Here is a 12,199-nt window from a genome sequence, read left to right as displayed (position 1 = left end):
AATGGCGAAACCAGAGTCATCCCTAAGGGGTCGCCCTCCGTGCGAGGGCGTGGATCGAAACTTCGAACAAGGGGCGGCCCCCCTTACAGCCGATGGTCGCCCTCCGTGCGAGGGCGTGGATCGAAACTTCTGATTGGAGTTGTTATCGTAACTCCATCCAAGGTCGCCCTCCGTGCGAGGGCGTGGATCGAAACAGCAGGTAATCCGCAAGCCTCGCACCGTTATCGGGTCGCCCTCCGTGCGAGGGCGTGGATCGAAACAATGATGATGTCATGGTCAATTCGCTCCGGTCGCAGGTCGCCCTCCGTGCGAGGGCGTGGATCGAAACTCGCTGATCACCGGCCCCTCCACGATTTCGGGCCGGTCGCCCTCCGTGCGAGGGCGTGGATCGAAACACGCTCATGCGCTCCGCAGATCCGGGCGCCGGGGCGTCGCCCTCCGTGCGAGGGCGTGGATCGAAACTGCAGCCCCGGCGGGATCGCAGCGGCGCCGGCGGCAAGGTCGCCCTCCGTGCGAGGGCGTGGATCGAAACAGTTCGTCGATCATGTCTTGGAACAGCTCGTCATGTCGCCCTCCGTGCGAGGGCGTGGATCGAAACCCCAGCCCTGGCAGCTCGCCGAGGGCGCGCTGACGTCGCCCTCCGTGCGAGGGCGTGGATCGAAACTCGTGCTACGCCCTCTGAAGGATTCCGTCCTGAAGTCGCCCTCCGTGCGAGGGCGTGGATCGAAACTCGTTGACCCTCTGCTTGATCAACAGTGCATCTGGTCGCCCTCCGTGCGAGGGCGTGGATCGAAACGACTTCCGGGATAACGGATGGGGCTACTCTAACGGCGTCGCCCTCCGTGCGAGGGCGTGGATCGAAACTCGTCAGGACCGACCTGAGCCATGTAGGTCTTATGTCGCCCTCCGTGCGAGGGCGTGGATCGAAACTCTAGTGGCCGAATTCACCTGTTCGATCATTTCGGTCGCCCTCCGTGCGAGGGCGTGGATCGAAACTGGTCAACCACAACCGCCACCTGTGCCGCCATGCTGTCGCCCTCCGTGCGAGGGCGTGGATCGAAACCTGCATCGGCGAACGAGCCCCACGGACATCCATGGTCGCCCTCCGTGCGAGGGCGTGGATCGAAACTCTGCGACAACCTTTATGGATGATCGCAAGCAGCGTCGCCCTCCGTGCGAGGGCGTGGATCGAAACCACTCTGTCATCGAAGGGCGATGAAGGCGAACACGTCGCCCTCCGTGCGAGGGCGTGGATCGAAACCACTCTGTCATCGAAGGGCGATGAAGGCGAACACGTCGCCCTCCGTGCGAGGGCGTGGATCGAAACCACCTGATTGACACTGTAGATTTGGTGCATGGACGTCGCCCTCCGTGCGAGGGCGTGGATCGAAACGCGTCTTGTGCGTCTGCCGTGCATGGAAGCAACGTCGCCCTCCGTGCGAGGGCGTGGATCGAAACTTCCGCATCAAGGAAGACAGTGACAAGCCGCCGCTGTCGCCCTCCGTGCGAGGGCGTGGATCGAAACTTGATCCCGCCGGCGCCGGAGCCCATCCATGCCGGAGGTCGCCCTCCGTGCGAGGGCGTGGATCGAAACAGCAGCCCCGCGCGCACCCCGGATGGTTTCGCGGATGTCGCCCTCCGTGCGAGGGCGTGGATCGAAACTCCGTGCCAGTGTCGACGAGCGCGCCGTAGGTCGTCGCCCTCCGTGCGAGGGCGTGGATCGAAACCGCCGGAAGGCGTTGCCGAAGATTCAGTTGTCGAGTCGCCCTCCGTGCGAGGGCGTGGATCGAAACCACGCCTGCTTGCGGATCATCTGGATGCATCGGCGTCGCCCTCCGTGCGAGGGCGTGGATCGAAACTATGTGACGGTGCGGGTCAGGTTCACCTTGATCAGGTCGCCCTCCGTGCGAGGGCGTGGATCGAAACACGGACGCAAACGGCAACCCGCTCGCTGCAGGGCGTCGCCCTCCGTGCGAGGGCGTGGATCGAAACCGGCCTGGCAAACCGCCTGGGCGTGGCGATCCCGTCGCCCTCCGTGCGAGGGCGTGGATCGAAACTGTTCGGCCGCAGCGAGGTTGCCCACGTCCACGCGTCGCCCTCCGTGCGAGGGCGTGGATCGAAACTCGGCCTGCGCCTGGCGCGCATCAATGCCACCCGGTCGCCCTCCGTGCGAGGGCGTGGATCGAAACGTCAGTTCGTGCTCATCCGGATCGGCAGGATCGAGTCGCCCTCCGTGCGAGGGCGTGGATCGAAACCGTGGGACGATGCGCGCGTGATTGCCCGGTGCCAGTCGCCCTCCGTGCGAGGGCGTGGATCGAAACATCATGACCACGACGTGGGCGAATGCGCTGCGGCACGTCGCCCTCCGTGCGAGGGCGTGGATCGAAACGCCTCATTGGCCTGCTTGTTCGCCTCGAAGCGATGTCGCCCTCCGTGCGAGGGCGTGGATCGAAACTCCTATATGGATTCTCTTATACCAGCCCGCTTAAAGATTGACACACGCCCACTCGCGAGTGCCGATGGAGCGGATGCGATCCGGGTCGTTGACGAGGAAGTCCCAGGCCTGCTTACACGCCTGAACGATCGCCTGGTAGCTGTTCCAGACCAGGCTGCATAGTTTGTTGCTGCGGAGGTAATCCCAGACGTTCTCCATCGGGTTCAATTCCGGCGCGTAGGCTGGCAGGGGAAGCAAGGTGATGTTGGCGGGTACCCGCAGGCCCTTGCTGGTGGCGTGCCACCCGGCGCGATCGCAGACCAGGAGAGCGTGTGCGCCAGGAGCCACCTGTGTGCTGATTTCCTGCAAATGGGCGTTCATGGCTTCGGTATTGACCGCAGGCATGATGACGGCGGCGCCGACGGCTCGATCCGGGCAGATGGCGCCAAACAAGTAGACGGACTCACGGCGGCTGTCGCGCACCATCGGTGGCCGCGACCCGACCGGCGCCCAAACATAGGTCAGCGTCCCCTTTTGGCCGACCCTGGCTTCGTCCTGAAACCAGATTTCTATCGGTGTACCAGCAGTGGTTCCGAGCAGCGCTTCTTTGGCTAAATCACTGAAGCTTTTTTAAAAACGTCCTGCGCCTCCGGGTCCCTCTTGGGATGGAACGGGCGCGGCTTCAGCGGCGTCAACTCAACTCGACTTTGGCCCTTTCGAGGGACATCAAGCCGCATAGGACATCAGCTCGGCCAAGCGCTGCTGCAGGGGTCTTGGATTTTCCGCGGTTCGTGCGCGCGCCCGCCAAGTCGGATAATCGTCCCGCCACAGGATGGGGTTCACTGCCTCCTCTGCCCACAGCACGCGTCTAACGGCGGCGAGGCAATCCGCGAACGTTGGGTCCGGCTTTCTGTACCAGGCAGCGCCGAGCACCGCGAGTTGGCCGGTCCGCGCGGCCATGTCGGCGGCCCACAGCGTCACCAGCGAGAACAGGCTGAGCAGCAACGGCGTGCTTCGGTGGATCGCCCGATCCGACCACTGGCGCTGGGTCTCGAACCCGAGGTGGCGCCGGGCCTCTTGGAAAGTAGGCTCGACCGCCCAGCGCATCGCGTACCATGTCAGGATCTGCAACGCTGACTGCTCCGGATCGGAGCAGACGAAGGCGCGCGTCTCGGCGCGTCCAGCCGGGTCCCTGGTCAGGACCCAGCGCACCGGCATGGTCTTGCCGTGCGCGCTCCACAGCGCCGTGCCGGTCGCGACATCGACCTCCCGCTCCGCCTTCCCATCCTTCGTCCGCCACCCCGGCACGGTCATGCGCTCCCACTTCGTGGCCTTCCGCACCGCCCGCGTGCGCGGCGTCAGTTGCCGGGTGCCGACGACGCGCGACCTGCCTTTCTGGCCTTTCCGGCGTGGCGGCGGCGGGTTGAAGAAGCGTGCGTCCATGCGGCAGCGCGCCACGCACACCGCGCAGTCGCGCAGTGTCCAGAAGAGGTCCAGGCTGGCGTAGGCGCCGTCGCCTACCATCACCAGCCGTCGGCCCGGGCACCAGCGGGCGACCAGCCGCATGGCCCAGGTCGCCTTCTCCGGCAGCGTCTGGTGTCGGCGCTGCCGCCTGACATCGGCCCGTTCCGAGCGGCTCAGAACCGTCAGGAACGGCAACCCCAGTACGCCTGGCGAAGCCGGGCCTGGTCACCACCTGCAGTGACAGCCACCGCAGGCCCGCAACCTTGACGAAGAAGCCGCGGCTCGACCGCACGGCATCGCGGTAGATGCCTTTGTCGCGGATCATGGCGCCGCGCCGACGTTCGACCGAATCGTCCACGGCGATCACCAGTGGCTCGCCCTCCGGCACGAACGCCGTCTGCAGCAGACCAAGCAGGATCCTGGCACCTTGCAGGCCCGACCAGTCCGCCCGCGAGAGGAAGCGGTGGAAGCGGCTGAACCCCTTGTCGGCGGCGCCATCCACCGCCCGCAGGGCCGCGCACACCGTCCGCCGGTTCAGGCACAGCAGCGCTCCCGTCGCCAGCGCCCCCGCGTTCAGCCACGACGGCTGCGTGAACATCGCCGCGAACGGCAGCAGCCACATCTCCATAACCCGGACGTTGCCGGACGCGTCGATCTTCGCCATGACGCTCTCCCCCGTGAGGCCATGCTGTGCCTCTCCTCGGGAGGGAGGATGGGAAATGGTCGGATCGTCAGCAGGGCCGCTGCGCCGCTGGCTCTCTCGTCTGCCCTCGCGACAGCCCCCTGCCAGCCCGGCGTCAGCGCCAGGGTCGCCACCGATGATCCGCTCCGGGGTCCTCGCTCGCTACCGCCGCCTGCGTCAGATCAGCAAGGAACAGCACGCAGCCGTCCTGGACATCATCGCCCACGACGTGCTGCTGGACTGGGCCAGGCGGCTCGACCTGACTGAAGGCAAGGCGGTGGTGCTCGAAAACGACAACGAGCTGACGCTGCCGGAGGATCTGGCCATCTACTTGCCCAGGCTGGGCCGTTCACATCCGCTCGACCGCTATGCCCGGGTCGCACGGTTCACGTCCGACTCCGACGAGGCGATCGTGCTCGCGGCGATGCGCCGGGCATGTTTCTCGCTCTGGCGCATCGAGCGGCGACACCCGGTCACAGGCCTGATCCTGCGCGATCTGCTGCGGGACAAGGAGACCTGGCTGATCGACGAGGCCATGGAGAAGAACGCGCCACTGGGAATGGAGATGGCTGCGCGTCTCCTGCAGCCCGAGAGCTTCGCGATGACCGCCCGTATCATCGTGCCGCTCCTCCCGGACCTGATGACACGTACGGAACTAATGGAAGAGGTGTTCACCAGGGCACCTGCGTTGACGCGCCTCCAGGGGGACACCCTTGCTGGGGACCCGCGTTTCGCGATCGGCGTCTATCGCGCCGCCGTCGCCACGGGGGCGATGGATCGCGTCCGCTTCAAACGCAAATAGGCCCAAATCCATGCGGGCGGCCCCACCACCACACGCCAAAAGCGCCAAAGTCCAGCTCAAGTTGGTGCAGCCATTTGCCCACCGTGCTTTCATGCACCTCCACCGAGAACCGCCGGGCCACTTCCCCTCTGTGCCAATGATGATGAGACAAACGCCCCCCGGAAGTTTACCCTTGAGGGAGCAGGAGAATGTCTCGTGGTTATGCCCAACACGAATGCGCAGACGATGGCGGCCGCTGGCGCCGGCACGCCGGAGGGCCGGAGGCCGATGGTCGTGCCAGCGCCAGCGGCCGCCAATCCCGAGCTTTCTGAGCGTCCCCGGCGCCGCACGTTCACCGCCAAGGAGAAGCTGCACATCCTGCAAGAGGCCGATCGGGCGACCGGTGCGGGCGAAATCGGTGCCCTGCTGCGTCGGGAAGGTCTCTACTCTTCGGCTCTGACCGACTGGCGCCGCCAGCGTGAGGCCGGCATCCTCGATGGTCTCGCTCCGGCCCGGCGCGGGCCGAAGGCGAGCGAACCCAATCCGCTGGCAGCCGAGTTGGCAAAGGCACAGCAGGAGAATGCCAAACTGAGGCTGCGTCTGGAGCGCGCCGAAGCGATCATCGATCTCCAAAAAAAACTAGGTTGGCAAGATTGACTGGCAGGCTTTGTCCTCCAGCTCTGCCAGATAGGCGGTCGGATCACGGCGGAAGCGGGTGCGCATGGTGCGGGCGTGGCGCCGACGATCGAGACGCCGTCGTAACTCCTTCCATCGCTCACGGTCGACGCGGCCAAGATCAGCGCCGTTGGGCGAATGGCGCCTGGTGGCGACGGCGGCGACCAGGCGCGCTTCGCCACGCAGCACGGCCGCGGGTGAGGCCACCTTGCGGCCGGTGGCCCGCCGCTCGTGGTAACGCTGCGAGCCGAACTCATGCTCGAGGTCGTTGTTGGTGCGCGGCAGGCCCAGGACGGCGTAGCAGTGGAACAACCCGGGGCGATAGCTGCGGGTGACCTTACAGAAATGGTCGACGGCGCCGCTGAGGCTGCCTGCGCTGTCACGGTGACGGGCCATGGCGCCGACCAGGCCGTCGAAGCGACGCTGGAGGGTGGCAGCATCCTCGGCATCATGGTTGTTCAGGAGGTGAGCGGCCTTGTGCACCCATGGATAGACCCGCTCGATGTCCGGCCACAACGCGGCCGTCTGCTCCAGACCGCGTTCGATCAGGTCTTGTAGTCGCGCGAGCGGCGGCGTGTCCCCCTTTTTCCGCCACACGGTCCAGGCTGTCCGCCACCGCCTCCAGCCGCCCCTTGAGCTTCAGGCCCGCGGCCGCCAGCGGCGGACGGCCGTCGTCGGTGATGGCACTGCGCACCGCCGCGCAGTAGCCGCGCACCACCTCGGCCTGCGGCTCATCGCTGCCCTCGACGGACCGCTCGATCTGGCGGACGCCGCGAACCCGCTTCTTCAACTCCTTCTTCGCGTGCCGGTCGGCCTCGAAGATCGGCAGCGCCGCCTCGCGCAAAAAGTGGAACTGGCAAAGCTGGTGCGGCACCCCGGGCAGCGCCCGCTCCACTGCCCGACGGATCGAGGTCTGGCCGTCGCTGACCACCCCCACGACCGGCACGCCCACCGCCTCCGTCACCTCCCTCAGCAGCGGGGCGAGGTCCCTGGCCGTGCCGGAGAGCAGGCTCCGCGCCAGCAACACCTCGCCCGAGACGCAGTCGCGCACCACCCACAGGACCTCGTGCCCCACGTCCGGCTGCAAGCCGTCCAGCGCCAGGATCACCCGCCTCTGCTTCGCCAGCAGCGCCCGCAGCCGACGGCTGTCGGTCAACGACGTCGCCAGCAGTTCGTCGTAACGGTCGAGCAGGTTGGTCACGCTCCGCTCGGAGATCTCCAGCCCGCGCGCCCGCAGGGCCTGGTGGATCTCCGGCACGCTGCGGTGGTCGCGGTGGCGCAGCACCCCCGCCAGCGCGATCACGTCCAGCCCAAACTCGTGCTTCGCCAAGGCGATCGAGCCTTCCGCCTCAGGCCGCCAAGGAAGGTCCCGGCGCTCGCAGCCAGCCCGCTCGCAACGCCGAACCTTCAGGCGCAGACGCGTCGGGCCCGCCAACGTCACAAGCGTGCGCTGGTTCTCGTAGCGTACCCGCATCGGGCTGCCGCAGGCCGGGCATGATTCCTGGATAGGCCACAGCACCGTTTCCCGGTCCGGTCGCTCGCGGGGCGATATCCTGGCCATCCGCACCTCCTGAAAGGAAGGTCCACCCCCCAGTCTAGCAGACAGTCAATCTTGCCGACCTAGAAAAAAAGTTTCGGACCTGCTGGGAATACCGCTGGCGCCGATCGAGCGCGACGGCGGGCCGTGATGGAGGCCATCGTCTTCCGCTCGCCCGCACCGGTCACCACGGTGGATGCGTGTGCTGCTCTGGGGCTTTCGCGTGCCGGCGTCTATCGGCGGCGCACTTCTCTGGCTCAGCCGCCGACGGAACGGCAACCACGTCCCGCCTCACACCGAGCGCTGACTGCCACGGAACGGCAAGTCGTGCTCGATCGTCTCCGAGAGCCCCGTTTCGCGGATCTCCCTCCGGCTGAAGTCTACGCCACCCTGCTCGACGAAGGCATCTATCACTGCTCGATCCGGAGCATGTACCGGATTCTCGATGCCCACAACGAAGTTCGTGAACGGCGCGACCAGCTACGCCACCCCGTCTACGCCAAACCGGAACTGCTGGCCGAAGCGCCGAATACGGTCTGGTCCTGGGATATCACCAAGCTGATGGGGCCAGCGAAGTGGACCTACTTCTATCTCTATGTCATCATCGACATCTTCAGCCGCCGGGTGGTTGGCTGGTGCGTCGCCGATGCTGAAAGCGCTGTCCTGTTCAAGGAACTGTTCGAGGACACTCTCGTCAAGCACCAGGTACCACCCGGCCAACTGACCCTGCATGCCGATCGCGGCAGTCCCATGAAGGCCAAGGCCACCGCTCAGCTCCTGGCTGACCTCGGCGTCACCAAGTCGCACAGCCGGCCACAGACCTCCAACGACAACCCGTTCTCGGAGAGCCACTTCAAAACCCTGAAGTATCAACCACGCTTTCCCAAACGCTTCGGCTGCATCGAAGATGCCAGGGAATTCTGCCGTGGATTCTTCACCTGGTACAACCAGGAACACCACCACGTCGGTCTCGGGCTGATGACCCCCGATCAGGTCCATTACGGCCAGGCCGACGACATCCATGCCGCCCGACAGCGCACTCTCAACAGCGCCTTCCAGGCCAATCCCGAGCGCTTCGTCAACAAGCCGCCCGCACCACCCGTCAAACCCACCGCCGTCTGGATCAACCCACCTCAACAGAAGGCTGAACCCGCAAGTCTAAATTAGCCCGCCGGGTGTCTCAAAGTCGTTGACACGTTCCGCTTCCGCTCGCAGGTCCTCGCAGCGCCAGCGCACGACCTGATGCACATCGGGATCAGGTCCCTGGATGACCAGATCTTTCAGCTCGGCTTTCTGCTCAGCGGTCAGAAAGGGTGTGCGGCCGGGGCTGCTGCGCGACTTCAGGCCATCGACTCCCTCATCATTGTACCGCTGCACCCAGTCCCGCAGCGTCTGCCGCTCCATGCCGCTCTGTTCCGCCGCCTCGGTGCGCGAGCGGCCTTCCAGAACCAGCGCCAGCGCAAGCAGGCGGCGCACTTGCGGGCCATCATCACTCTTGGCAGCCAATGCCCGCAATTCAGCGGCTGTGTGGTCCGCCCGCGTAATCGCCAACGCCGCGCCCATGCACTGCCTCCTCCGCGTATCGCCTGGGAACCATCGAATCGAGATCGACCGGGAGTGGCAATTCACAGAAGAGTCAACGTCAAAGCGGGCTGGTATTAGACATCTGTTCCCGCGTCGCCCTCCGTGCGAGGGCGTGGATCGAAACTATAACAACTTGACAACCGGCGCCGTGATTGCCAGTCGCCCTCCGTGCGAGGGCGTGGATCGAAACGAGTATGACCGGGTGATCGCGGTGATTTTGGGCTGGTCGCCCTCCGTGCGAGGGCGTGGATCGAAACTCTTCGGTGGCCACAGTCTCGGCAGTCGAGGCCGGTCGCCCTCCGTGCGAGGGCGTGGATCGAAACCAGGCACCGTCGATCCCGACACTGGTCCCATCCAGTCGCCCTCCGTGCGAGGGCGTGGATCGAAACATGGGCATGGCGATGGTGCCGGCCTCGAAGGAGGGTCGCCCTCCGTGCGAGGGCGTGGATCGAAACACCGGCAACGGGATCCTGATGGTGTCGCCGAGCAGTCGCCCTCCGTGCGAGGGCGTGGATCGAAACCTCGGGCCGGTGCTGCGGCGCGAATTCCTGCAGAAGGTCGCCCTCCGTGCGAGGGCGTGGATCGAAACTGCGCCGGCTGGATGATCGGCGCCATAATGGGAGGTCGCCCTCCGTGCGAGGGCGTGGATCGAAACAAGTGGCCAGGCCAGCGGGTCAAGAACCAGAACGGGTCGCCCTCCGTGCGAGGGCGTGGATCGAAACTCTGCCGTGTTGATCTCCAAACATCCGCTGCGGGTGTCGCCCTCCGTGCGAGGGCGTGGATCGAAACCAGCCTCTGATCGGATGGGGCGGAACAAATCCACGTCGCCCTCCGTGCGAGGGCGTGGATCGAAACAACGTCATGGGCTGGAACGTGCTCATGACCCACGGTCGCCCTCCGTGCGAGGGCGTGGATCGAAACGCTCGGAAGTGGCCGTTACACTCACTGATGGGTGGTCGCCCTCCGTGCGAGGGCGTGGATCGAAACTTAAATTTGCAGCCATTTTTTGGCGACGATCCGTGTCGCCCTCCGTGCGAGGGCGTGGATCGAAACATGAACGAGGTGCGCTGCACTGGCGAGCGCGGCGGTCGCCCTCCGTGCGAGGGCGTGGATCGAAACTTGGTCGGGATGACGCGCAGGTAGCCGCCCTCCGGGTCGCCCTCCGTGCGAGGGCGTGGATCGAAACAGCGCCCCGCTCCTGCTTCAGCAGCTTGCGCAGCGTCGCCCTCCGTGCGAGGGCGTGGATCGAAACATCTACCCGGAATCTTCACGCGCGCGCGCGCGAGGTCGCCCTCCGTGCGAGGGCGTGGATCGAAACATCGGCATCGGTCGGTTCCGGCCTGAGAAGGGAGGGTCGCCCTCCGTGCGAGGGCGTGGATCGAAACTGAGCCAGGGAAGCCGTATTGCCCAGAGCATCGGGCGTCGCCCTCCGTGCGAGGGCGTGGATCGAAACCGCTTCGTCGGCGCCGGTCTGCCGGGCGAGTTCGAGGTCGCCCTCCGTGCGAGGGCGTGGATCGAAACAGGGTTGATGGCAGGTTCAACGTCTTATTGATCCGGCCTGGGCTGTCTTGGAATGAGGCAGGGCTGCGCCCAGGTCTGGCTGATGAAGCACCTGGACATGCGGAGCTTGGCGCCTGCGGCTCAAGAGGAGCGTCGTCGGCAGGTGATCGGGCTACGGGAACGTGGCTTGACCTACGCTGAAATTGCCGCGCAGGTTGGGCTGACCAAGAACGGCGTGTTCGACATCTGCAAGCGCTTCCGAGCGCGTGGGATAGCGGGGTTGCAGACCGGCCCGCGCGGCCCTGCGCCGGGGACCGGACGGTTTCTCGCGGCGACACAGGAAGCGGAGATCCGCAAGCTGATCCGCCGCGGCACGCCGGACGTCTATGGCCTGCCGTTTGCGCTGTGGAGCCGGGCGGCCGTGGCGGCCCTGATCGAGCAGCGCTGCGGCGTGCGTCTGGCGGTACGCACGATGAGCACCTACCTGGCGCGCTGGAACTTCACCGCACAGAAGCCGCTGCGGCGCGCCTATGAGCAGCGGCCCAGGCAGGTCCGGCACTGGCTGGAGAAGGAATACCCAGCCATCCAGGCGAAGGCGCGGCGACAGAAAGGCGCGATCTTCTGGGGCGACGAGACCGGCCTGCGCTCCGACGACGTGCGCGGCCGCGGCTATGCCCCGCGCGGCAAGACGCCCGTGGTGCGCCCTTGCCACAAGCGGGCCAATGTCGGCCTGATCTCGGCGGTGACCAACAAGGGCGAACTGCGTTGGATGGTGCTCGACCGGGGTATCACCGCTACACTGCTGATCACCTTCCTCGAGCGCCTGATCCGCGATGCCAGGAGCAAGGTGTTCCTCATCCTCGACCGTCTGCCAGTCCACCGTGGCCGAGCTGTGCAGGACTGGCTGGCGGGGCGGCGTTCCTAGATCGAGGTGTTCCACCTGCCCGCCTATAGCCCAGAACTCAATCCGGACGAGGGACTGAACGCCGACCTCAAGCAGAGCATCCCGCGCAAGGCACCGGCCCGCAGCCGGGAGGCGCTGAAACGCAACCTCATCGGCCACATGCGCAGGCTCTCCAGGCTGCCAGCCCGCATCCGAAGCTACTTCCGCCACCCCACATTCCGCTACGCCGCCTGATCCAAGATCGCCCAGGCCGGATCAATAGGGTTCCGCGTCGCCCTCCGTGCGAGGGCGTGGATCGAAACCTCCAGTTGACCACGAACGAAGGATTGGAGCGTGTCGCCCTCCGTGCGAGGGCGTGGATCAAAACCCGAGCGCGTCGCTTACCGGATGGCGCTGAATGCGTCGCCCTCCGTGCGAGGGCGTGGACCGAAACCTGCAACAGCTCCAGCGCTTCCTGCAGGCCCTCTGTGCCAATGACGATGAGACAAACGCCCCCCGGGGGTTTACCCTTGAGGGAGCAGGAGAATGTCTCGTGGTTATGCGCAACACGAATGCGCAAATGATGGCCGCCGCTAGCGCCGACACGCCGCCGCGCGCCGCCTGGTTGCCGAGCGCGCAGGCGACAAAGGATTTGTCGG

Annotated in this window: 6 protein-coding genes, 4 pseudogenes and 2 CRISPR repeat arrays (1 of these 12 running past the window's edge); of the genes and pseudogenes, 4 read left to right on the top strand and 6 right to left on the bottom strand. The window is 65.9% G+C overall.

Features of this window, described 5'->3' with window-relative positions:
• A CRISPR array of direct repeats spans positions 1 to 2,455; the repeat unit is 32 nt; unit sequence GTCGCCCTCCGTGCGAGGGCGTGGATCGAAAC; it reaches 438 nt to the left of the window's first position.
• A 30-nt stretch (positions 2,456 to 2,485) separates the two neighbouring features.
• The 4 genes and pseudogenes from NBY65_RS31525 to NBY65_RS34225 all read right to left on the bottom strand — a co-directional run.
• Positions 2,486 to 3,034: an IS630 family transposase gene (locus NBY65_RS31525; RefSeq protein WP_150045775.1), complete on the bottom strand. Its 549-nt coding sequence runs from the start codon at positions 3,032 to 3,034 to the stop codon at positions 2,486 to 2,488.
• A gap of 11 nt (positions 3,035 to 3,045) precedes the next feature.
• Entirely contained in the window at positions 3,046 to 3,171 is a 126-nt protein-coding gene (locus tag NBY65_RS34230; RefSeq protein ID WP_150045774.1) for a winged helix-turn-helix domain-containing protein, read from the bottom strand.
• Positions 3,161 to 4,093, bottom strand: a complete 933-nt coding sequence (locus NBY65_RS31520) for an IS701 family transposase (RefSeq protein ID WP_250265868.1) — start codon at positions 4,091 to 4,093, stop codon at positions 3,161 to 3,163. The genes NBY65_RS34230 and NBY65_RS31520 overlap by 11 nt, the downstream gene beginning before the upstream one ends.
• Positions 4,094 to 4,193: 100 nt before the next feature.
• Positions 4,194 to 4,496: pseudogene (locus tag NBY65_RS34225) on the bottom strand (transposase); the annotation flags it as partial.
• A 220-nt stretch (positions 4,497 to 4,716) separates the two neighbouring features.
• Here NBY65_RS34225 and NBY65_RS31515 point away from each other — a divergent pair.
• Positions 4,717 to 5,382: a hypothetical protein gene (locus tag NBY65_RS31515; protein ID WP_150045835.1), complete on the top strand. Its 666-nt coding sequence runs from the start codon at positions 4,717 to 4,719 to the stop codon at positions 5,380 to 5,382.
• Positions 5,383 to 5,577: 195 nt separating this feature from the next.
• Positions 5,578 to 6,003: pseudogene (locus NBY65_RS31510) on the top strand (helix-turn-helix domain-containing protein); the annotation flags it as partial.
• Here the strand turns inward: NBY65_RS31510 and NBY65_RS31505 are convergent.
• Positions 6,001 to 7,510, bottom strand: a protein-coding gene (locus tag NBY65_RS31505; protein WP_250266037.1) for an ISNCY family transposase whose coding sequence is annotated in 2 segments (ribosomal slippage) — positions 6,001 to 6,613 and positions 6,612 to 7,510 — 1,512 coding nt in all. Because the reading frame shifts where the segments join, the coding sequence is not laid out codon by codon here. The pseudogene NBY65_RS31510 and the gene NBY65_RS31505 overlap by 3 nt on opposite strands.
• Before the next feature lie 150 nt (positions 7,511 to 7,660).
• On the opposite strand from NBY65_RS31505, the pseudogene NBY65_RS31500 reads away from it, so the two are divergent.
• A pseudogene (locus tag NBY65_RS31500) lies at positions 7,661 to 8,740 on the top strand (IS3 family transposase); the annotation flags it as partial.
• On the opposite strand, the gene NBY65_RS31495 reads toward NBY65_RS31500, so the two are convergent.
• Entirely contained in the window at positions 8,732 to 9,136 is a 405-nt protein-coding gene (locus NBY65_RS31495) for a helix-turn-helix domain-containing protein (RefSeq protein WP_150045821.1), read from the bottom strand. The pseudogene NBY65_RS31500 and the gene NBY65_RS31495 overlap by 9 nt on opposite strands.
• A gap of 113 nt (positions 9,137 to 9,249) precedes the next feature.
• Positions 9,250 to 10,678: a CRISPR direct-repeat array (repeat unit 32 nt; unit sequence GTCGCCCTCCGTGCGAGGGCGTGGATCGAAAC).
• Between the two features lie 82 nt (positions 10,679 to 10,760).
• Between NBY65_RS31495 and NBY65_RS31490 the strand changes: the two are divergent.
• Positions 10,761 to 11,795, top strand: a pseudogene (locus NBY65_RS31490) (IS630 family transposase).
• Positions 11,796 to 12,199: the final 404 nt, after the last annotated feature.

The sequence above is a fragment of the Rhodovastum atsumiense genome (assembly GCF_937425535.1).
Classification (GTDB): Bacteria; Pseudomonadota; Alphaproteobacteria; order Acetobacterales; family Acetobacteraceae; genus Rhodovastum; species Rhodovastum atsumiense.
This window is presented reverse-complemented; position numbering and strand designations above follow the sequence as displayed.